At 33.9% G+C, this 24,792-nt stretch carries 8 protein-coding genes and 1 rRNA gene; 2 read left to right on the forward strand and 7 right to left on the reverse strand.

All coding sequences use genetic code 4. From position 1 onward, the window contains the following. Window positions 1-32: 32 nt before the first annotated feature. Window positions 33-1,539 (reverse strand): 16S ribosomal RNA (locus K4L35_RS01645). A gap of 164 nt (window positions 1,540-1,703) precedes the next feature. On the opposite strand from K4L35_RS01645, the gene def reads away from it, so the two are divergent. Further along, a complete protein-coding gene (gene def, locus K4L35_RS01650) occupies window positions 1,704-2,252 on the forward strand; it encodes a peptide deformylase (RefSeq protein WP_221617840.1) in 549 nt (182 codons plus the stop codon). Between the two features lie 19 nt (window positions 2,253-2,271). Next, on the forward strand, window positions 2,272-3,579 hold the full coding sequence (locus tag K4L35_RS01655; RefSeq protein ID WP_221617841.1) for a hypothetical protein: 1,308 nt from the start codon (window positions 2,272-2,274) through the stop codon (window positions 3,577-3,579). 110 nt (window positions 3,580-3,689) lie between these two features. Here the strand turns inward: K4L35_RS01655 and fusA are convergent, their stop codons facing one another. The 6 genes from fusA to K4L35_RS01685 all read right to left on the reverse strand — a co-directional run bounded on the left by fusA (window position 3,690) and on the right by K4L35_RS01685 (window position 24,718). Next, window positions 3,690-5,780 carry an elongation factor G gene (fusA, locus tag K4L35_RS01660; RefSeq protein ID WP_221617842.1) on the reverse strand — a complete coding sequence of 697 codons (2,091 nt, stop codon included), beginning with the start codon at window positions 5,778-5,780 and terminating at the stop codon, window positions 3,690-3,692. Between the two features lie 15 nt (window positions 5,781-5,795). Continuing rightward, a complete protein-coding gene (gene rpsG, locus K4L35_RS01665; RefSeq protein WP_221617843.1) occupies window positions 5,796-6,266 on the reverse strand; it encodes a 30S ribosomal protein S7 in 471 nt (156 codons plus the stop codon). 59 nt (window positions 6,267-6,325) lie between these two features. Next, complete coding sequence (gene rpsL, locus K4L35_RS01670) at window positions 6,326-6,739, reverse strand: 30S ribosomal protein S12 (RefSeq protein ID WP_221617844.1); 414 nt, start codon at window positions 6,737-6,739, stop codon at window positions 6,326-6,328. Window positions 6,740-7,069: 330 nt separating this feature from the next. Continuing rightward, window positions 7,070-7,297, reverse strand: a complete 228-nt coding sequence (locus tag K4L35_RS01675; protein WP_221617845.1) for a hypothetical protein — start codon at window positions 7,295-7,297, stop codon at window positions 7,070-7,072. A gap of 4 nt (window positions 7,298-7,301) precedes the next feature. After that, window positions 7,302-16,034 carry a hypothetical protein gene (locus K4L35_RS01680; RefSeq protein WP_221617846.1) on the reverse strand — a complete coding sequence of 2,911 codons (8,733 nt, stop codon included), beginning with the start codon at window positions 16,032-16,034 and terminating at the stop codon, window positions 7,302-7,304. 8 nt (window positions 16,035-16,042) lie between these two features. Continuing rightward, the gene (locus tag K4L35_RS01685) at window positions 16,043-24,718 is read right to left on the reverse strand and encodes a hypothetical protein (protein ID WP_221617847.1); all 8,676 of its coding nucleotides are present in this window, start codon (window positions 24,716-24,718) and stop codon (window positions 16,043-16,045) included. Window positions 24,719-24,792: the final 74 nt, after the last annotated feature.

Raw genomic sequence — 24,792 nt, forward strand, 5'->3', positions numbered from 1 at the left:
CTTCTCATTTTGAGAAGTTGTGTACTCCGTAGAAAGGAGGTAATCCATCCCCACGTTCTCGTAGGGATACCTTGTTACGACTTCACCCCAGTCACCGGTCCTGCCTTAGGCAGTTGTCTCCGTAGTTAACAAAACCGACTTCGGGCATTACCAGCTCCCATGGTGTGACGGGCGGTGTGTACAAGACCCGAGAACGTATTCACCGTAGCGTAGCTGATCTACGATTACTAGCGATTCCGACTTCATGTAGTCGAGTTGCAGACTACAATCCGAACTGAGAACGGTTTTTTGAGATTTGCTCAACGTCGCCGTATTGCTTCTCTTTGTACCGTCCATTGTAGCACGTGTGTTGCCCCACTCGTAAGAGGCATGATGATTTGACGTCGTCCCCACCTTCCTCCCAGTTACCCGGGCAGTCTCCTTATATCATCTAAATAAGGACAAGGGTTGCGCTCGTTGCAGGACTTAACCGAACATCTCACGACACGAGCTGACGACAACCATGCACCATCTGTCATTCCGTTAGCCTCCACTATATCTCTATAGCTTTGCGGAAGATGTCAAGAGTGGGTAAGGTTCTACGCGTATCTTCAAATTAAACCACATGCTCCACCGCTTGTGCGGATCCCCGTCAATTCCTTTAAGTTTCACTCTTGCGAGCATACTACTCAGGCGGATGATTTAATGCGTTAGCTGCGCCGATGAGCTCCCCATCAGCTAATCATCATCGTTTACGGCGTGGACTACCAGGGTATCTAATCCTGTTTGCTCCCCACGCTTTCGTCTCTCAGTGTCAGTATATGTCCAGTAAGCTGCCTTCGCCAGGTTGGTGTTCTTCCTTATATCTACGCATTCCACCGCTTCACAAGGAATTCCGCTTACCTCTACATAACTCTAGTTTGCCAGTATCCAATGCAATTTGGAGTTGAGCTCCAAGTTTTCACACCAGACTTAACAAACAACCTACAGACGCTTTACGCCCAATAATTCCGGATAACGCTTGCAACCTATGTATTACCGCGGCTGCTGGCACATAGTTAGCCGTTGCTTTCTGACAAGGTACCGTCAAGGCAATAGCATTTCCTCTACTGCTTTTTCTTCCCTTATAACAGCGCTTTACAACCCGAAGGCCTTCATCGCGCACGCTGTGTCGCTCCATCAGGCTTTCGCCCATTGTGGAAAATTCCCTACTGCTGCCTCCCGTAGGAGTCTGGGCCGTATCTCAGTCCCAGTGTGGCGGATCAGTCTCTCAACCCCGCTAAACATCATCGTCTTGGTGAGCCATTACCTCACCAACTAACTAATGTTACGCACCCCGATCCTCTAGCGAAGCAAACGCTCCTTTTATATTAACTTCATGCGAAGCTAATAAGTATTCGGCATTAGCGATCATTTCTAATCGTTATTCCCATCTAGAGGGCACGTTAAGTACGTGTTACTCACCCATTCGCCGCTAAGTTCCGAAGAACTCCGCTCGACATGCATGTATTAGGCACACAGCCAGCGTTCATCCTGAGCCAGGATCAAACTCTCGAAAAAATTGACTGTCATGTTTTATATATCTAGTTTTCAAAGAACATTTTCACGATTTGCGTCGCAAGTCGTAAACTTATTTTAGCACGAAAAAATAAAGTTTCAAAATAAAAAAATATTTTTTTCAAAATCTCTTTCGTTTCTCATTAATAAAAATATAATGTATTTATATGTATAAAGTAAATATAGTTAAATTACCAAAAAACGTGTTAAGAAAAAAATCTCAAAATGTTCCGATCCCTCTTTCTGAGGAAGATGTGCATTTGGCAGAGACGATGATTTATCATGTCGATGACTCACAAAAACCTAAAACAAGGTTTAGACCAGCAGTAGGTGTTGCGGCGGTTCAGTATGGCATCTTGAAGAATGTTTTTTACATTCATGTTAAGGACCATAATGACAAAACAGTTTTTAGAGATGTTTTATTTAATCCAGAAGTTTTAAGCAAATCTGAATCTGTTGTTGCACTTTCTGATGGTGAAGGTTGCTTAAGCGTAAAAGAAAACTGACCAGGGCAGCAGGGTTATGTGCCAAGATCAGCTAGAATCAAGGTTAAAGCATATAGCTATTTTAAAAAAGAAGAAGTTATCTATGATGTTGTTGACTATGTTGCGATTGTTTTCCAACACGAATTAGATCATTTAAATGGAAATCTTTTTATTGATCGAATTAATACCAAGAATCCATGATCTAAAAAAAGTGATTGAAAATTACTTTAATGCATAGGAAAGGGTATAGATGAGTACAGAAATATCAGATAAAGTTTTAGAGATTCTAAGAATGGGTGATGCTGGTAATGCGATCTTAATAGTCTTATTATTGGTGTTAATTGGTTTCTCAGTATTAATTGGTTTTCTAAAGGGTTGAAAAGGATTAGTTGTCAAGATTACAGTTGTAGTAATGTTCGGCTTAATTTTAGGGCTAATTCTAAACGCTGCATTGAACAATACAATTTACAATGTCATAATTGATAATGTTAAAGATGGAATGCGTGATGATCAAAAAGCAATATTCCCAGTTATTGAGTCGTCATACAGGGACTGAATTAAAGGCATAATTGCATTATTCATATTCCTAGCAGCATTTGTGATTTCTCACTTAATTGGATTCATTTTATGATTATCACTTTCACCAGTCTGAAAGAAACTTCAAAAGAAAATTGACGAAAAAGTCAAAATCAAAAAAGTTTTTGTCAAGTTAATTTGTGCACCTATTTACGCAGGTTTTGCAACTATTGGAACGTTGATGTTAGTTAACGTGTTTACATTAGGACAAAAAATTGAAAAGGATCCAGTAACAAAAGACAAAACTGATGGATACTACAAGTTTTGAAATGCCATGGCGAAAATGGTTACATTTGGGCAAGGTTCTTCACCATACGGTTTAGCTCAAGAATTAAATGATTACATGAAAAAGGCTGAACTTTTAAATAGCTCAAATGCAACACCAGAAGAAAAAGCAGGCTTCATTAAAGAAGTTGCAAAAAGTGTAAACATCGATAGAGTTGTGGAAGAAGTTGTAGTTAAAAACCTTGACCAAGAGTCAAAAAATGTTGAGATGTACAAGGAAGATGAAGCTCAAAGACTTGAACAAACAAATCCTGAGCAAGCACAAGCGATCAGAAATGACATTGCAACAAAAAACAAAATTGAAGAAATTTCAAAACAAACAGTAATTAATAAAGAAGAAGTTAAACAAGAAATTGAAAAAATTCAAGATCCAGAAATCAAAAAAGCTGCATTAACAAGCTTTACAGTTAACACAATTTCTAATAACCTTAAAGGTGAATTAAACGAAATTAAAGATGCAGTTCTTGATAGTTTTTCAGCAGAAGAGCTAACAAGTTTAGTAAACTCTGCTCAAAACCAAGAAATTAGCGACGATGCTCAAGAAAAAGCAGAGAAAATTGAATCTGTATTAAGAGAAAAAACTAAAGACCTTGATCCAGAAAAAGTGGCAAACGTGGAAAACGTTCTAGCTCTTGTGGAAGAAAACTCTCAAGACATTGATTACCAAAAGATCTTAAAATTAGTAATTCCAATTTAATAGATCAACTAATCACACGCAAGTGTGATTTTTTGTTATCAATTTATGAGCTTATAAGTATAAAACGACAAACAAAAATGAAGAGCGTAAGCTCTTCAATTTTTTGATTATTATTCTTCGTCTTTTACGTGAACATTTCTACGTTTGATGATTTCATCAGCAATGTTTTTTGGTGTTTTTTCGTAGTGATCAAATTGCATTTGGTATGTACCACGTCCACTTGTCATACTACGTAGGTCAGTTGAGTAACCGAACATTTCTGATAGAGGAACATTTGCACGAACGATTGTAGCACCATCGTTTCTTTGTTCTTGGTCATTTACAAGACCTCTACGACGTGATAAATCACCGATAACATCTCCGATGTAGTCACTTGGAACAACAACTGAAACATCCATGATAGGTTCTAGAAGAACTGTACCAATTGCATCTTTAGCTTTTGTAAGTGCTTTAGAAGCAGCAATTTTGTAAGCCATTTCAGATGAATCGACGTCGTGGTATGATCCGTCAAATAATGTTGCTTTAACGTCGATCATTGGATATCCAGCTAGAATACCAGCAGCCATTTTGTCTTCAAGACCTTTTTGGATTGGTTTAATGTATTCTTTAGGAATTTTTCCACCAACGATTTTGTCAACGAATTCAAATCCACCATCTGGGTTTGGTTCAAACTTAATTCATACGTGACCGTATTGTCCTTTACCACCAGATTGTTTAATGTGTTTTCCTTCAACTTCTGCTTCTTTTGTGATTGTTTCACGGTATGAAACTTGAGGAGCACCAACTTTAGCTTGCACACCGAATTCACGTTTTAGACGGTCAACGATGATGTCAAGGTGAAGTTCACCCATACCAGCGATGATTGTTTGTCCTGTTTCTTCGTCTGTGTAAGTTCTGAATGTTGGGTCTTCAGAAGCTAGTTTTTGTAGACCTAATGATAATTTTTCTGTAGCAGCTTTTGATTCTGGTTCAAGAGCTTGTGAAATAACAGGTTCTGGGAACACCATTTTTTCAAGAATTAACTTAGGTGATTTTTCAGAGATAAGTGTGTCTCCTGTTGTTGTTGATTTTAGACCAACAGCAGCAGCGATATCTCCTGCACGACATTCATCGATTTCAACACGGTTGTTTGCGTGCATTTGTAGGATACGACCAATACGTTCTTTTTGTCCTTTTGTTGAGTTGTAAACGTATGTTCCTTTTTCAAGAACTCCACGGTAAACACGGAAGAATGTAAGAGTTCCTACGTAAGGGTCAGTCATAACTTTGAAAGCAAGTGAAGCAAATTCACCTTCATCTGTTGCTTCAACAGAAATTTCTTGACCATCTAATTCAGCTTTAATAGCTGGGATGTCTAAAGGTGATGGTAAGTAATCAACAACAGCGTCAATCATTTTCTTAACACCTTTGTTTTTGAATGATGTACCACAAACTACTGGGAAGAATTGTGATGTTAATGTTGCTTTACGGATTGCTTTTTGTAGAGTTTCAGCATCCACATCTTGTCCATCTAAAACAGCTAACATTAGTTCTTCATCAAAGTTTGCAACAGCTTCTAATAATTCTTGACGTTTGATTTCAACAATGTCTAATAGTTCAGAAGGTACTTCTGTTTCAATTTCTTTTTCATCAGCTTCACCATTGTATGTGTAAGCTTTTCTTGTAACAAGGTCAATTAATCCCTTGAAATCTGATTCTTGACCGATTGGTCATTGAATCGCAACTGCATTTCCACCTAAACGTGATTTAACAGAAGCAACTGAGTTAGCAAAGTCAGCTCCTGCTTTATCCATTTTGTTAACGTAAACAATACGTGGAACTTTGTAGTTTGTTGCTTGTCTTCAAACTGTTTCAGTTTGAGGTTCAACTCCTGATTGAGCATCTAAAACAGCAACAGCACCATCTAGTACACGTAGTGAACGTTCAACCTCAACTGTAAAGTCAACGTGTCCTGGTGTATCGATGATGTTAATTCTTTTACCTTTTCAGAAGGCTGTTGTAGCAGCAGAAGTAATAGTAATACCACGTTCTTGCTCTTGAGCCATTCAGTCCATTTGAGAAGCACCGTCGTGTGTTTCACCGATTTTGTGGATTTTCCCTGTGTGGAATAAAATTCTTTCTGTTGTTGTTGTTTTTCCGGCATCAATGTGAGCCATAATACCGATGTTACGGTAATCTTTTAATTCAAATTCTCTAGCCATTATAAAAACTTCCTATTATCACCTGAAGTGCGCAAATGCACGGTTAGCTTCAGCCATTTTGTGTGTATCTTCACGTTTTTTGATTGCTCCACCTGTTTTGTTTGAAGCATCAATGATTTCGTTAGCTAAACGGTAATCCATTGTTTTTTCATTTCTTTGACGTGAGTATTGTACTAATCATCTTAATGATAATGCTTGTTTTCTTCTTGGAGAAACTTCAGTAGGAACTTGGTAGTTTGTTCCACCAATTCTTCTTGTTCTGATTTCTAATTGTGGAGTAATGTTTTCTACAGCTTGTAGAAATACTTCCATAGGATCTCTTTGAGTTTTTTCTTTAACGATTTCAAAAGCTGAATAAAGAATATCTTGAGCGATTGATTTTTTACCGTCAAGCATAATTGCATTGACTAGTTTAGTAACTAAGATAGAGTTGAAAACTGGATCAGCCAACACTTCTCTTATAGGTGCACTTTTCTTTCTTGACATATAATGTCTCCTTTCCTAATATAGTAATAACGTTTAATTAATGTGTGAATAATTTCTTACTATGCTTTAGGTTTTTTAGCACCGTATAAACTACGACCTTGAGCACGTTTTGAAACTCCAGCAGCATCTTGTGTTCCACGAACGATGTGGTATCTAACCCCAGGTAAGTCTTTAACACGACCTCCACGGATTAATACAACAGAGTGTTCTTGAAGGTTGTGTCCTTCTCCAGGAATATAAGCTGTAACTTCCATTCCGTTTGATAACTTAACACGAGCATATTTACGTAGAGCTGAGTTAGGTTTTTTAGGTGTCATTGTTGCGACACGAGTACATACACCACGTTTAAATGGTGATGCCATTTTTTTAGCTTTTTTAATTAATGAGTTGTAGCTTAAGCTAAGTGCAGGAGCATTTTGCTTTTTGATTTTTGAACTACGACCATTTGTAATTAATTGATTTGTTGTTGGCATAATTTCTTCCTTTCTTGAGATTACAACTTTAAATTCGTTAAAGTGTAAAAATATTATATAACAACTTAGCCGTGCGTATCGGATTTTCTTAATTTATTTTAGTTATTCTTATGGCGTTAAAAACACTTATAAATAATCTTTTTAGATTCACTTTTGGTGCTGTATCACAGTGTTAAATGTGGATTTAAAGTTTTGTATTTTATTTTTAATTCCGTCAAAGCATAGAGATAAATTTCAGTTTATTTTCATTTTTATATAAATAATTTGTTATTTTTTGGATTTTTAAGTAAATAAAAAAACAGCCATTTTGGGCTGTTTTATTCTAAATTCTTATTTGCTAAAAATTGATAGAAATCCATTTTCTCTTGAAGCTGCACTTCAAATAAGTCCATCTTCTGTTGTGTTTTTGTAATTGTTAAAATCAACGATAGCGACAATTCCAAAAACTAATAAAGCTAAGAAAATTAACAATAATAAAGATACTAATGTGTAAAAGACAATGTTTTGTCTTTTATTTTTTTGAACATGAGTAGGTTTTTTGTTTTCTTGATTTGTCATTTTACTACCTTAGTTTAATAAAGAATTTAGAAATTGAGGCTGAGTATAGTGAGTTAAAAGCTGAGTTTTTAAGTAGTTTACCTCAGTTTACACCACCATCTCTCTTGAACTCGGCAACATTGAAGTCCGAACCGCCAGCTACTACGTTTTTAGTTGCTTGGTATGGGTCGTTATTTGGATAAATAATTGTTGCTTGTCCTCCACCTAGAGGTCAAATTGGGTTTGCTGCTTCATCAACTTTAGATTTAGAAATCGAAATAATTGTGTTGAATCTTGGGTCTTCTGATAAGACTTTATCGTAAATTGATGAATAAGCTCAAAGTAGTTTTGTCATTAATTCTGAAGAAACTCTTCCTGAACCTACGTTTGCATATTCTCTAACGATATTTCTATATTTCTCAATTTGTTCTGATCTGTAACCTGCAATAAGTTTTTTATCAGCATTTGCGTCTTTATCAATATCAAAATTGTCTTTAATCTTTGCAGCTACAGCTGGAAGGTTGTTTGTGAAACTGTCTGTAGAAGAGCTGTATTTTTGATATGCAGTAACTCATAGAGCATTTTCTGTTCATGTATTAAACAAGAATAAATCTCCTGTGGCTACGTCATAATCAAGAGCAAATTTGTAAGCATTAACGTTAGTTGAGCTACCTACACGATCTTTTGGTGTGTAAGCAGGGTTGTCTGTTTGGAATGCGTTAAGCTCACCGAAAAGAAGGTCGAAGTCATACTGTGAAGGTTGGTAATCTTTTCTATCAAGTGTATTACCATGAATTGGAGCACCATTAAATTCACCAGGTGTGAAGGTGTAAATAGCTAATTCTTTTTTGCCGTCTCTATCTATAACTTCGATTCTTGTGTAGGCTTTTTCAGGGTCAAGAACTACACCAACATTATATGTAACAGACATGTATGAACCAGCAGAAACTTTAATTTCAAATTTCTCTGTTTTAGCTGAAGGATCAAGACCTACAGAAGTTCTTTGTGGTGGAGAATCATTACCTTGAACTTTAAGTCCCATGTTGATATCTTGATAGTTAACACTTTGTCCATCGACATTTTGGACTGATAGAATTGCTCTTTTGATTTTGTCAAATGCTTTTCTGATAATGTCTTCTTTTGTTTTGTTTGTTGTTAATCAACCTAGTTCTTTAACGTTTGCAAGTTTAACTTTAGCATTAAGTCCAACATTACCTGAGTTATCAATGAAAATTGATGAAGTTTGATCAGGTAATTTCATTGTATCAAGTGTTTTAAAAGTTAACTTAATATCTTTTTCAACTTGGTAGTTTTTAATATCTGAGTTTTGAGATTCAAATGTATAAACAAGTTTTAGAGATATTGTTTTTCTTAAAACCTCTTCTTCAGTTTGTGCTGTTTCAGTAAATCAAGCATTACCTTGTTTTTTAATGTTTACTCTGAATCTGTTTTGTGAGAACATTGAAGCCATTTGGTTTGCAAGTGTTGCATCTTTTTTGGTAAAGGCAAAAGTGTTGAAATACTCTAAGAATAAGTCGTTTTCAGTAATATCTACTAAGTCAGTTGCATTTGCAGCTATAGTGTTTAATGTTTTTTCAAACGCTTCTTTTGTAACATCATCAACAACTATTACTTCTTGATATTTCTTCTCAAATGGTTGATTATCTTGAGTAGGCGCCTCTCCAAGAGTTCTATTAATTCTTGATGATAAGTCGATTTGGGCAAACAATTTATCTTTAACTTCTTGTTTTTGTACTCATTTTGCATGATCGTCAATGTTAACAAGAATTGTTTTGATTGCTTGCAATTTATCGACAGAAGATCCATTTAACTTATTAACTCCATAGTTTTCCGCATCCTGAAGTGTTTTTTGTTCAATAGTATAATCGTCAACACCCTCAAGAGCTGAAGTTAGGCTAGCTAAATGTTGGTCGTACATTGTTTTTAGATCTTTAATGTTTTGAGGATCTGAGTCACTTGGGTTATTAAAGTCAATGCTTTTGTAAAGATCTGAGTAAACGTTTACAAGTGGATTGTAGGCGTTTGAAGTCGTAGAACTTTGTTTTGAGTATTTAACAAAATCAGCAAAAGCTTCGTTTAGTGATTGTAAATCTCTTGCGTAGTTGGCAATTTCAGAATAATCGCTTGAATTTTGAGTGGTTGAAAATCTCTGTGAAAGGTCTGCAATTTGTTGTTTTACTTTTTCAAGTGATTCTTTAACTGAAGCTAAGCTATTTTCATCTAATTTTTGTACTAAATCAGCGTCAAATGTTGCGTTGATTAATGAATAGAAACCAGCTTCAGCTCCTGTTGCTAGTTTAGATTTAAATTGTTCTTTTACTTTTGTAACAAAAGCAGCAATTTTACCTTCAGTATCTGAATTTGAAATTTCAATAAGCTTTTCAAGTGTTGATTGATAATTATCAATTGTTCTATATCTTGATTGGTTATTTTTAACGTCAGAAATTTCAGTGTCTAGCTCTCTAAGTGAGCTTAGATCGCTTGCATTTAGGTTTGCTCCGTAAATTGCATCAAGGTCTGTTTCTCTAAATTCTTCTCTAATTACTGATAGAGATTGTTCTACGTCATAAACTTTTGCGACACCTCTTGAATAAACGTTGATTAGCTGGTCAAGCATCATTGCTTTTGAAGCCCTTAAAAGTGAGTTAGTTTCACCAAAGCTTAAATCATCAACGTTTTCTTTTAATTTATTAATAGCTTCAACATCGTAAGTTGCAATCATGTATGGCGTTTGATTATCAGCTGAAGCTTGAACATTGAATAATTTTTTAAGGCTCTCAAGTTTTGTTAGTGTTAAGAATGTTTTTAATTCTTCAGCGGCTTGAGCTTGTTCAGCAAGTTGTGCTTTTTTAGCACTTAATACAGCTTCATTTGCAGTTCTTAATTCTGATAGAACAGCAACTTTGGCAGATTCAATATTTGGAAGTGCATCAATAGCAGCTTGAGCTTTTTCAACTTTTGCCTTAAGGTCGGCAAATCTTGTTTTTACAGTTTGACTATCTAAATCGCTATTTTCTAGAGATAAATATGTTTTTGCTGTTGCAAGCTGTGCCTTAATATCTTTTGTATTTTTAAGAGCATACGAAACAACAACATTCATATTTTTTGCTTGTCTTTCTTGGTCAGAAAGGTTCTTGTAATCTGGGAAGTACTTGTCAAGAAGAATTGAAGAAGTAATTTCATCTGAAGAATCGATTTGGTTATATTCTGCTCAGAATTGATCAAATAACGCTTGAATAGGTGCTTTTTCAGAATCGCTAAGAGTTGTTGCTGAAATAAATGACTGATGTTCTTGTGTTTCTCTAATTAAAAGTTGCATTTTGTCAAACGCTTCAGATACTTCTTTTGTCTTGTTTTTCAGTTCAGATAGCGTTTGCTGTGAAATTTCAGACTTGTTAATTAGTGCTTCAGCAGAATCAATTAATGCTTGAGCTTTTTCTTTTTCTGCTGAAATTTTTCTATAGTTTTCAATTGTTGCTTGATCAGTGGTTGAAGATTCTTCAGGAACCACAATTGTGCCATTTAAGTTTTTAAATTTCTTTGTAACAGACGCTAAGCTCTTGTAGTCTTCGATTAATGTTTGGAAAAGATTTGCTTCTTGTCTTAGTTCATACAATCTACCTGCGTTTTGAGTTTTTGATAAATCAACCGAATCATTGTTTTCGCTGATCATTGCTGAAGCTTTTTTAGAAACTGCAACTCTTGCCATTTCTTGTTCATTTGTATATGATGTCTGGTTTGCAATACCTTCAAGAATCAAGTTAGTTTCAATACGATACTCATTTATAGTTCTGTTTCAATCACTGTCTGATCTAAACTCTTCAACTGATTGGCTGCTTGAATTTGTTGTATCAGCTCTAAGGACTCTTGCTCTTAAACCTTCAGGGTTAGCTGATGTTAAGGCTGCTGGAACAGTATCTCATAACAAGATAATCATTTGTTCAGCATCAGTTAAGTTACCAATATATGTCTTACTTAGTTCGTTAAGCTCTTTAATTCTTGCTTCAAATTCTTTTTGAAGTTCAACAACAGGCTTAGCTTTTGTTTCAAAGTCCACTTTTAAGTTTGTGATTTGAGCTAGATCTTGATCCATTAATTCAGTTGCTTTTGTGTCATATGATTTCAAGTAATTAATCATTTCACGTCTTTTTTCGATACCTGAAGGATTTTGCTGTCCTTTGTATTCTTCTAAACGGAAGAAGTTAATTGCTGAAACTGTATTTACTGCTGTGTTGATTAATGTGTTTAATTCATCAACTTTTTGTAGTCTTAAAGTTAGATCTTGGATCTTAGCTCTTTGAGCTTTGATTGCCTCAATATCTGTAAGGTTTTTAATTAAATTATCAGCTTTAGACATTTCATCTTCTAAAGCTTTTTTATAGGCAATTACTCCTGGTGCGTCTGGATTTTGAAGACCTTTATTAGGAACTTCTGTTACTGTTTTAGCTTGGTCTGCTTCTTCCATTGACTTGATTAAGTTAATGATTGAAGAAGGATCGTTTTTAACTGTTTGAATTCTATTTCTTAGTTCTTCAATTTTAGGATCATTTTCGTTTTCGATCGCCTTTATTTCTTTAATTCAAGAGTCCATGATCTCTTTAATTTTGTCTTTGTATTTTTGAGCATCTTCGAGTCTTGCATTGTCAAGTCCATCATTTAACATTTTTAATAGACCTGGGTTTTCTGTTGATTCAGAAGTTATTTGCTTTTCTAGCTCATCACGAATATTTGAAATAGTACTTTCTTTGTCAAGTACTTTTTGCAATTCTTGCTGATTTACAGCACCATTCGCATATTCTGTTGGTGTAATTCTATATTGGTTAAGTGCATCTTGAAGTCTTCTTTTTGACTCTTCGTTGACATTGTTCGAACCATCTTGAGCTGCTTGATCTTCAAGGCTTAGAATTTTGTCTGCAACCTTATCTTGAGTTAAAACAAGGTTTTGCTGTTCTGTCGCTTTTTTAAGGAGTTGTTCAACTTCTTGGCTTGTTAAATCTGGGTTGTTTAATTTACCTAAAATATCTGCTATAAAGTTTTCTGCTTCAGATTTTATTTTTCCATGGTTTGTTGAAGTACCAAAATCTGCATCAGAGTTTATAAACCCTTTGATTTCGTTTAGCTTATCTAAAACTTTATCCTTATTTACAGCTGCATTTAACTTATCAGCAAAAGCGTTTATATCTTCAACAGATGTTAATTCACGGTTTTCTTTAGCTGCTTCATATTGTTCTCTTGCTTTGTCGTAGAATGTTGGCTTATCGGCTGGATTTGTGACATATCTTGGTTTTTCTGCAAGTGTTTGATTTTCTTGATCGTCGAACTTTTCGATTGCATCAACAGCTTCAACAGCTTTGGCTCAATCAGCATTTTCTTTATCTTTTTGAGCTTTTAATTCAGTGATTTTATCTTTAAAGGCTGCTTTTTTCTCTGCTAATTCTTCAGGTGTTAAAGAATTATCATAAAGGGTGTTGTTAATTTCGGCAAGAAGTTTATCGATTTCATTTTTGGTGTCTTCGTGATTTTTTCATGTTTTTTCATCACCTAAAATGTCATCAGCTTCTTTGTAAAGTTGAGCGATATCTTTTTTGGCTTCAATTAAAGCTGCTGCTTTTTTAAGGTTTTCAATTTTTGCTTCTACATCCTCTTGATTATCAAGATTGCTTAATCCATTGTCAAGCATTAATCCTTCAACATAATCAGAAACTATCTTGTTTGCAGGATCTTTAGCAAGTTCGTCATAAACATCTTGCATTTTTGCAAGCTCTTTTGCAAGTTCAGATTGTTTTTCAAGTTTATCTGCATAAACTGTTAGCTCGTCTAAATCACTGCTTGTAACTTTGATTTCGGCTTCATTAGAAACAGCATCAATATTATTGTTGTTTTTTGTTGCTGGAACAGATTCTGAATCACTCTTTGTTGCTTTAAGTTGTTCTTTGTAAGCGTTAATTCTATCTTTTTGAAGAGCTAGCTTCATTTTATCATCGCTATTTTCAAGCTGATTTGCAGTTCCTTGCACGTCGCTTAGAGAAGGAACTTGACCATTAGCAAGTTGATCGATAAGGTTTTGTGCTTTTTTGTCTAGTTCAAGTTCTTCAGATACAGCTGCGTTTGTTAGATCACCTGCACCAGGGTTAGAAGAAACGTTGCTTCTTGTTTGGTTTGCTTTTGCTCTTTTTTCTTCAAGATCATTTAATGGTTCAACCAAGTTACTTAGTTGATCAATTTTATCAGTAATTCTTGCAACATCTTCAGCTGATAAATTACCTGCATTAATTTCGTTTTGAAGCTGTTCTATAGTACTTTGCATTCCTTTTGCAGCAGGAGTTGTTGGGTTTGTAAATGTTTGTGCGGCTTTATCACGAAGAGCTTGAAGTTTATCATTTAAGTCTAGACGATCGTTTTCGTCATTTAGGGCTTTAGTTGCTTTTTCAAGCTCTTTTTTAGCTAGTTCAATTTCACTTGCTGTTGCATTCGTGTTATTGAATAAATCAGCAACCTTTCTTCTTTTTTCTTCAAGATCATTAATTAGAGGTTGAAGTCTTTCTGCGTTTTTACTTTCTTTAGCTTTTTCTATAGCTTCTTTTGCTTTTTTATCAGCATCAGAAAGATCTTTGAAATCCTGTGCAGTACTTTCCATGTCTAAAAGCTTTTTGCTAATATCTCTGACTTGGTCAAGTAAAGTAGGATCTGAGTTTCCTTCATTAATTTGTTTTCTAAGTTCATCAAGCTTGTCATTTAGAGCTTCGTAAGCTTCGGTTCTTTTTGTTTCGTTTTCAGTTAACTCATAGTTTTCGTTACCATCAGAGAAAACTACTCTTAATTTATCTCTTGTGAATGAAGATTGTTCAGCAGTTTTAGTTTGCTCAAATGATGTTCTCGCGTTTTGAATTCCATCTTTGACTAAATTGAAACTTTTTAATAAATCAACCGATAAAACAGGGTTGTTAGGTTCTGTTAAAGGTTTTAATTGATTTGCTAATTCTTGCGATTTAACAATAACTGGTTGGTTAGCGCTTGTCGACTGATCGTTAAGTTTTTGAACTCAAGCCGAAAGATCTTCAATGATATTTGAAAGATTATCTTTTAACAAGTTTCTCATTTCTTCATTGATATCTTTTTTCATAGCAGCAAGCGCTGCTCCTGGAAGAGCAGAATTTGATTTAAGCTCTTGAATTTTATTCTTTAATTGTGCTGATTTAGCTGCAATTTCTGGTTTCACGTAAGGCGATGAAGTAACAATATCTAGCTGTTTTAAGGCAACATTCGCTTCTTCAAGTTCGCTTTCTCTACTATTTAAATCCTCAAGAATTAAGTTAGCTTGGTCAGAATATTCTTTGAGTTTTTCATCAAAATTAGATTCTTCTAAGCTACTTAAAATAGTTTCTAAGTTTGAGTTGAATCTTACCTTTTCAGTTTCAGTAATTAAATTATTTTCTAATGCTTTTGAAAGTTTTTGTTGTAATTGACTACTTAGTTCATTAGCAACAGAAAAAGCAAGAGACATGTTATTAACTTTTTCTTTTTCTTGCAATAAATCAGCATCCGAAGCACTTAAGGCTGAAGCAATTTTAGATAAAACAAGGTCTTTAACTTTTGGTAAAGTTGTTTGTTTATCCGAAGCTGCATTTTGAATTGATTGAAGCGACTCTCTTAATGAATTTGTTGGTCTATCTTTGTCTAAAATCGAATCTTTTAGAGACACAAGCTCTGACTTAGATAAGTCTAAATCTGAATTATTTAGGGCTTCTGACAGGTTTTGTTTTGCTTTATCAAAAGCTGGAAGAAGTTTATCTTTTAATTCTGATGGTGTATTTTCAGAATTAATGTAATTTGAAATCTCGTTCTCTAAAGTAGAGATTTCTTGTCTAGCTGGATTATTGTTTAACAGTTCAGAAAACTTATTAGCCTTATTTACAGATAATTGCGATGAAATCTCAACTTCATTTAACCTGAATTGTGCAAGCGATGCTTTTTCAACAAGATCTGATAATGCAGATTTTACATTATTAGACATTGCTTCAAATTTTGAATTTTCATTAACAAAATCAACAGCATTTTGAGATTTATCTAAAAGTGTTTTTAGTTTTGAATCTTGATCTTGAATGAACTCGTTTAATTTTTCTGAAAACATTCCAAGGAACTCTTGAATATTTTCTTTAGACATTTCAGGAGAGTTGTTAACAAAGTTTTCAAGTCAAAGATTGTTAACGTTTTCAAAATTTGTTCTTATATCAATTTCTCTAATTCTGTTTGCTTGGTTGGAGATAAACTCTTTTCAGAATTGCTTTACAAAATCTTTGTCATTATTAGATACTAATTTATCAAAGTTTGCAATTACTGCTTCTAAAAACGCGTTTTGTGCAACGTGCAGGGCGTCAAGTTTTGGACTTAAAGTATTTCCTGAATGAGTTTGTTCATCAGAATCTGCTTGAACTTCAGGGTTTGAATCATTATTTGTTTTAGGCTTAATTTCTTTATCATTTCAAACTTTGTGTGCAGTTTCAAACTTTTGATCTAAGTCTTTGAAAGTCTCAGAATAAAGGTCTAGTTTTTTACCATAAACTTTGTATAAAATTTCTGTTTCGCTAAATAGTTTATAAACATTATTTTGATTTTTAATATGCTCATCATTGTTAGCCAAAGCGACAAAAACACCAAGACCAATCGATGCAGGCAAAAGAACTGCACTTGTTGCTAATGCAGTCTTAAATAATTTATTTTTATTTTCCTTATTCATGTTTCTCCTTATTGTTTTTTATCACCTTGTAAGTTAAAGTCTAATTCAAATTTTTCAATGTATTCTTGAACGAAAGCAGGTGTGAATAGTCCGTAATCATTTGCTCCTGATGTTGTTTCTACTAAGTAAGATCCTGGTCTAGCAGGGTCTGGTATTCTGATTAGAGCTGGCTTGTATGTAGCTCCTGCAGTTTGTGGGTAAATGCTTTTTGCATCTTTTCCATCAGCTGGGCTTCAGCTTAAACCAGCGTAAATTTTTCTTATGTATTGAGGATACTTAATTTTGTCAAGAGTTTCTTTTGCTAATGCCTTAGAATCTGTTTTGTTTGAGTCACCTAAGAATAAATATGTATTAGATCCAAATGGGTGTTCAAGAGTAGCTGACCCTGATGCATCTAGAACATCAGCGTTTAGAACTACAGTTTGTGGACCTGTAGGATTTGCTTCAAATCTATTTAAAATAACAATTCTAAATACAATTGCACCCTTTCTTGAACCACTAGATGATGTTACTGTTGCTGGAACCGATACTACAATCGGAAGCATTGATAATATTTTGTTTTGATCTTTTTCAGATAATGTTGTTCTGTATCCATCGTAATTTTCTTCTCTTCAAGTTAAATCTGTTTGTGAAGAAGAGTTACGAACGTCAGCATGGTCGTATGAACTTACATTTTCTTGGTATGCGATTTCTGTACCTGACATATATTGTGGGTTAAGAGGTTTTCAGTAAATTTCATCACCATCTTGTGTATATGTATTTCCATCAATGTCGCTGATTGATTTAGACATTTTTATTTTTATTTTGAACTTACTATTTGATCCGTTTTCTGATGAAACCACATTTTCCGTGAAGTATGTTGCATTTTGAGCATTCAACTGCATTAGTGTAGCAGAAGCGAATGCTGAGGTAAGGTATGCTGATGTTTGTGATGGTGTTCAACCTGCCTCTTCTGAAGTGAATAGTGGCTCCTTACCAATTTTATTTAAGTCTGATAGATTTGACTTACCTACAGATACGCTTTCTCTTGTTTTAAATACGATAGACACGTTTTCAATTAAGTGATTAATGTTTGAAACATGAGCAAATGCTCAAGTGTCATAATGGCTAGTTCTGCTTCTAGAGTTTCTAAATGAAAAGTTTAAGTCTACTAAGGCTCTCTTGAATGAAGTCTCTGCTTGATCGATGATTGTGATGAAGTTATGAGTACCATCAGAATTTGTACCTTTACTTATTATTGAAACCTTATTTATTGCCCCTGGGTTTCTTCTATCAAAATCGTTTTTGTATAAATTTAGCACGTCTTCAGAATCGTTTTTAAGAATGTTAAATTTATTGAATAAATCGGCATACTCTTGCATAGAAGCAACGTTAGAAATATTTACAGCTTGTTTTTCTGTTCCGTTTACATAAGATTTATCAATTCCTCTGATATCTAATTTCTTGATTTTTTGCAATACTGAATGGAATTTCTCTGCAGTTGTTGAATCTTTTGGTTCAATCGCTGCATAGTTTGGTTTTGTAACTAAGTCAGTATCTGCAATAGGTTGAAGACCATTTAAATAAAGAGCATCATAAATTAACTTTGTATTTACAGGAGACTCAAATCATCTTGAGAAAGAATCTAAACTGTCAACTAATTTACTTGATGTGATAAACATTTGAGCTTTGGAAGTTGTGTTTCTGTCTAGAGATTGCAACTCTTGATTAATTGCTTTTGAAATTTCTGCTGTTTTATTAAATTCAGCATAAGCTTTTTGGAATTTTGGACTATTTGCATCAAATTCTGCTGTTGTCATTGTTTTTAGAAATTCTTCAAGATTCGAGAATCCGACATAAGAGTCGTCCCCTAATAAGAATCTGTTTAGTGCTGTTTTTAATCCGTAAATATCAGTTTCTGACTCTCCATAGAACATCTTGTCATAACTGTTATCCAACACGGTAACTTTTTTAAGAAGGTCTGAATATTGTTGGAAGTTTGAAACATCTGTTATTAAAGGAACTTGTGCTCATTTTGAAACAAAATCATTAATTCTTGGTCCCATATTTGTAGAAATTGCGTTTGTTGAGCCATAATACTTAATTCTTTTTAGGAATGCAAGTCATCCATTTTGTTCATCAGAAAGTACATTTTTGAACTTTTCGTAATCTTTAGTATCTGCTTTTAATTTATTTACAGATACAACTTTAACTCTTTCTTCTAATCTATTAAGTTTTTCTTTTTGACTTGTGATTAGAGTAAGAGTGTCTCTTTTTGGATTTGATTCTTCAGTTTCAGCTTCATTAAATTTGTTTCTAAGATCTGCTTCAGAAGTTTGCTGAATAGTTTCAAATTCTCTTAAGTCTGACGCATTAATGCCTGATGTTTTTAAAACTTTTTCAGCATCAACAGTAACACCATTTTCTGTTATCGAGTTTGAAAGCAAGTCATAATACTCTTTGTATCTATCTTTTGCTTGTGTAAGAAGTGTAATTTCTTGGTCGAAAATAGCTTGATATTTACTATTTGTTTTGTCAATAGATTTTTTAAGTTTTTCGTTTGTTAAATTAATTTCGTTCGGATAGTTTCATGCGGCTCTTTCAAGGTCTTGAATAGCTACTGTTTCGAAATCTGCATCACCTGGAACGGCAGCACCGTTGTAATATGAGTCAATCAATCTTTGCAATCTTTTTGCATTGTTTAGTTGATGTCTTACTTCATCAGATTTTAATCTTCTGATTTCTGTTAGCACACCATCAGTTGGGTTAAGAATTGACTCTGCTGCTTCTTTAATAGTGTCGTTATTTCTTTTTTGACCTGACGCATTTTCTTGACCTACATTAGAAGCAGAAAGCAGTGCTTCAGATGATGTAATTTTGTTTTGAAGATCTTGGTATTTTTGTGCTACTTCGTTTGATTTAGAGAAGTTTTCAGTAGTTTGAGCATTGAATTTAACGTATTCTTGTGCATAGAATACAGCTTTTCTAAGACCTAAAGAAGATTGAAGAGCTGTTTTATAAGAGAAATCACCAAAACCATCAATGTATTTTTCTTTAATTTCTTGGTAAACCTCTTCACCACCTGCTGAATTTAGTGATTCAGAAACAGCTAATTTTATAATTTCACGTAACGGCTGTTTATCAGAGTCTTCTAAGAAGTTTGCAAAGTTCTGAATTGAGTTAGGTTTGTTTGTATTATATTTGTCGATTTCATCTAAAGCCTTAGCAACTGCAATACCTAAATCAAGAAGTGCAGTTTTATTCTTAATTGAATCTCTTTTTGTTTGTAAAATGAATGGATTTTTCTCGCTGTAGTAAGCAGAAGAAGTCGAGTTATCTTCTGAACCTTCAGCTCATTCGATTTCAGATTTTAATTGAGCAATAACATCTCTAAGCGATGAAGTATTTTCTTCTCTTGTTCCTGAGGTTGCCATAAAGTCTTCAGCTTTTTTGATTGCTTCTTTTGCTAAAGAAATCTTGTCAGCAATTTCAACATAATAATCAAAGACATCTGTAACTAGTGAAGCTTGGTTTAGGGCATCAGAGAATTTTTCTAGTTGTTGAGCTCTTGTTTCTTTGTTATTGTCATCTGATGCTTTAACTTTTTGTGCTTGTTCATTGTAGAATTCGTTATTTCTCGCTCAAAGTTTTGCGTATTTATCTTCAACGTTACCTTGTTCATTTACTAGTCTTGCTTTTTGCGAGAATTTGTAAGAATTGTTTTTAGGTTCTGCATGTTCTGGAAGTTCATCTTTTCTGTTGAAAATAAGTCTGTCAAGTGTTGATTTTCTTGACTCGTATAAGTCAAACGCTGCTTCTGTGTTTTTGTTTAAATCAATTAATAATTTCTTTTCAACAAATGTAATACTTTCTGTTGTTGAGTCACCCACAACAGGAACTGTTGCGATTATAGCATTTGCGAATTTATCTGCATCATAGGCAAATCCGTATGTTTCCTTAGATGTTGAATCAGGGTTTATAGAAACATCTTTGTAATCCTCATCTGCTTTAATTTGGTTATACTTCTCGATTGCTGCCTTGTGAGCTTCGATTGCATTTTTGATAGGATCGATACTTAACTTAATTTCTTCAAGTTTTTCAACATCTGTTGCATTAGCATCAATAGAATCGTTTAGTTTTTGAACATAAGCTTTGAAAGCAGTTTTTGCTGCTTCAGCATTTTCAGGAGTTGTGGCTCTTGGTTTTTCTTCTAAAGTTCAATCAGGTTCTGGGTATGTAATACCGTCTAGTAATGTGTTTAATTCTTTTACTTTTTCTTTGATCTCTGTTGTTGTATTTAAGTTTTTTAGAAGTTCTTCAATTTTATTTTTCTTAGCTAAAATATCTTCTTCAGATAAGCTTAAGTAATTTCCTTCTCCATCTCCTTGAATTTGGTTTGTAATTTCTTTAATTTTATCTGCTATAGCTTTTTTTGCTGGATCTACATCATTAATAGGTGCTTCATCAGTTCCTAAAATCTCAGCGACTTTATCAGCTGCCTTTTTAACTGTTTGTGAAAGCTCGACTAATTTATCTTTTTTATTTTTAAGATCTTGTAGTTTTTCATCAATTGCAGGGATTGCTTCTTTATTTTCTGCATTTTTAAGTTCTGTTCTAAGTTCTTCAATTTTCTTTAACAATGCATCTTCAAGAACAGGATCTTTTGAAGAGTCTTTTTCTTGAGTAGGAGCACCTTGTTCGTCAGTAGTTTTGAATGAATCTTCTACAGCTTTTTTGAACTTGTCAATTTCTTTTTCTTCAGCTGTTTTAATGTCGTCCAATTCTGAGTTTTCTAAATAAACATCAAAGATATCTTTTGTTGCTTTTCTGATTTCAGGATTTGTTACGTCTTCACCTAAATTATCAACAGAAGTTGGTATTTTACTAATTAATGCGTCCGCGATTTTGTTTCTTTGGTCTACTGCTGTTTGCTCTTGGTTATTGCTTCTGTCGTTTAAGCTATCTAGATATGTCCCTTCTCTATCTGTTAGGTTATCAAGAGATGCAAGTTTTTCAATAGCTCTTTTAACTGCTAGGGCGTCTTCAGGATTTTCTTTTGTATCCACACCTGCTTTAATTGCGTCATTAAGGGCATTTAGTTTTTTCTTAACTTCATCAGTTACGTTACGAGCTTGACCATCTTCTGTGTCAGAGTAAGCTGTTAAACCATCAATTTTTGCCTTAAGATCTTCATATTTTTTGTTGAACAAGTCTTTTTGGTAGGCTAATTCTAATTTTTTCTTAATATCTGCAATAGTTTGAGGTGTTGAGTTTGTAGTGTCTGCTTTTGCTGTTTCAAATTCAGCAACCACTTTGTCAAGGTTTGTTAAATCTGTAACCCCTGTTGCTTTTGCAAGTTCTTTTAATGCATCGATTTGAGCTTGTGTGTCATCAACAGCTTTTTTGAACTCTTCTTCACGAAGTGCTTTTTTAGCTTCAAACTCTTTTTTCTTAGCTTCAGCCTGTGCTAAAATAGTCTGCAATCTTGATGCAGTTGTTTCAGGATTTTCAAGTTCTTTTTGATACTCAGCAATGATTTCTTCAAGTTTTGCTGCATCTTCTTTATGAATTGCTTTTGCTTTGTCTTCGTCTGAGTATAGCGTTTTTAATTCTTTTAATTTGTCAGCAAGAGCTGCACGTCTGTCTGTTTTCGATAATTCGATATCCAGGTTTTGAACTTTTTGAGCCTCTTGAGATCTTGTATCATCGATGTTCATTAAGTTATCTAAAATTGCTTGTTTTAGATTGTTGTAAGCTTCAGGATGATTTTCAGCATTTACAGTTGCTAATTTTTCATTTGCTTCTTTAAGTTTGTCAGCAAGGATTTTAGCTTGTTGAACTCTTTTTTGAGCTTCAATTAGTTCTTCTTTTGTTGCTTTTGGATCTTGCTTATCAAGCAATTCTTGCATTTTAGCAACTAATGCTTTAACTGAATTATTTGAATCAACATAAGGTGTTTGATTTTCTTTATCACCTTCTGGGTCATCATAAAGCGAAAGCTCTAAGTTTTGCATTGCTTGTTTTAGACCTGCTCTGTCAAGGGCATCTGAAAGATCTTCTTGAGCTTTAGTTGCATCAGCAATTTTTGCTTCATAATCTTCAGCTGGTGTAATATCTGAATTATTAAGATTTGCTAGAGCATCTTTGATTTTTGCTAGCTCTTCTTTTGCTTTTGTGATTTCAGCAGTTGGATTATTTGCTTGTCCAAAATCTCTGGCTTCAGCTTGTTTAATTAAATCTTCTAATTTTTTAGCTGCGTTTTCTAACTCTTTTGCCTTTTCAGCGTTTTCAGCAAGTTTTTGAAGATCTTCGATTGCTTTTTGATGCTCTTCTTCTGATAAAGAAGGGTCTTTGATTTTATCTCTTAGCTGTTGAGCTTTGTCTAGGAAGTTCTGATGAGCAGGTGATCTAAGATTTTCAGGTAAATCTCCACCAAAACCTTTGTTGATTTTTGCAACTGCATCTAAGTACTCTGCGTCACCTCTGTAGTTGTTTTTATCATTAATAAAATCATTAACTGCTTGGTCAATATCTTGAGCAATTCTGTCTGCTTGTGTATCTTGTGGATTGTCAAGAGATTTAATACCTTCGTCGATTAAGTCATTAATCTTATCAATTTGTTTTTTAAGAGCTGCAGCTTCAGCAGGATCTGTTACTTTTGCAAGTTCATCTTGTGCATTTTTGATTGAATCTTCAAGCTTTTTAAACTTGTCTGTATTTTCAAGAACTTTATTCATTTGGTCTTCTAATTCTTGAAGTTTTTGAGCTCTTGTTTCTTCATCAAGAGTTTTATCTAGCGCTATAAGCTCGGCTTGTTTGACAATTTTGTCAATTTGTTTTTGAAGTTTGTCGTTAAAAGTTGAACCTTCTTCAAACTTTTCTGAGATAGCTTCTTTAACTTTGTTTGCTTTAGCTTTAAAGTCTGCTAATTGAATATCTGCACTTGCAGCATCAAGTGTTTTTTTGTATTCTTCAATTAAGTTTTGAAGCTCTGCTCTAAATGGTGAGTTTGTTTTTGCAAGCATTGTTTGTGCTTGGCTATTAAGAGCATTCAATCTATCTTTTGTATTTTGTGAAAGTGATGTAGCAGTGTCTAAAAGTTCTTTTGATTTTTCAAATAAATCAGTAAGTTCTTTTTTATTGATATCTCTTAATTGGTTTGATAAAGAAACAAGCATGTCATTTAATGCGTTTGTGTCTTGTGGATTATCAATACCATTTGATAACTGGTCAATTAGACTTTCAAGAGCGTTTGTATCTACTTGGTACCCTGTCTCTTTCGCATGCTGTGCTTGTTCTTTTACTTCTTTTAAAGCTGCTTTTAGTGTTTGATTGATAACGGCAGCATCGTTAAGTGAATTGAAAATATCACTTACTTGTTTCAGTAAGCTTTCTAAATCTAAATTTTCTTGTGCGAATACCTGTGTTAGAGATTCTTGTGTCTTGTTTGCAAGTTCTTCAGTGATTGATTTTTCTTGCTTGTACGATTCTTGATTTTGATTAATTTGATCTACTAAGTCAGAGATAGTTTTTGAAAGTGTAAGTATTTCAGAAATTTCTCTTTGTGCTTTTAAAACAGCATTTTTGTCAAGCTGATCTAATTTAGACTCAACCTCACCTGATTTTTGCTTAACTAATTCTTGAACTTTTTCGTTTGCCTGTAAGTTTTTAGCTGTCTCAATTAACGCTAATAAGTCATTTTTGTTTTCTTGATCTGTTTTTTGTGCTCTTTGAATGTTTTCGATCTCTTGTTTGATTAGTGTTTTTAAAACTTCTAGTTCTTGTGCTTTTGTTGGGGCTAAAGTTGAAACTGGGTTGTTGATCGACTTTTTATATTCTTCTAAACGATCCAACATTTCTTGCTTTTGATCTGCTTCAAGAGCAGCATCTTGCACGATGTCTCTTACATTATCTAACGATCTTAAAGCTTCCATTTTAGCATCGAAAACTTTTGTTGTGTTTTCGCTCAAATCATTTACTACCTTAGAAAACATTTTTGAATATTCAATAATGTTGTCGTTTGTGTACTCATCTCTTTCAAGCATTTCAACAACTTGTTGGATTGCATTAGCAACAAGGGCTTTTTCAGCAGGTTTAGTGAAAACAGATGTTCCGTTTGCTAACTCTTTGTGCATTGTTCAAACTTTAGTTTCGAGAGCAAGTTGTAACTCATTTTGGCTTTTAATCAAATTATCTACTGAAGCAAATAAGTTATTTAAAACTTCAGATTTATCAGCTGAATTTGCTAACTGCGATTTAGCATTTTCTAGTGCCTCTTGAGCAAGTTTTTTTAAATCTGAATCTTTTACTTGGTTGACATAAGCATCTAAAACAGAATTCAAGTCTTGAGATTCTGCAATCTTAACTTTTGCTTTGGCTTTTTCATTACGTAATTCATTTCTCTTGATTACTAAATCAGCAATCCCTGTCTTTTCATTACTTAAAAGCTGGTTTGCGTTTTCAAGAAGTTGGTTTAAGGCTTTTCTATTCTCTTCAGATAAGTTTTTGGCTGCTTCTGAAGATAAAAAATCTAAAAGCTCTTGACTTTCATTTTTGAGTTGCTCAAAAACATAACCTTCTGGGTTTTGTTCTTGATACTTGTTATTTAGTGTTAACAAAATAGCAGTTGTTGATAAACCACCTATTGCTAAAAGTGTCGCTGACACACCTAAAGCAATCTTTGTTTTATTACCTTTTGTACTCATACTACATCCTTTTTATTACTATGTAATACGCCTTTTGGTATTACCTAATAAATTTTTTTAATTTTTATAAAAAT

This window comes from Mycoplasma sp. Ms02, from assembly GCF_019720735.1.
Taxonomy (GTDB): domain Bacteria; phylum Bacillota_I; class Bacilli_A; order Mycoplasmatales; family Metamycoplasmataceae; genus Mycoplasmopsis.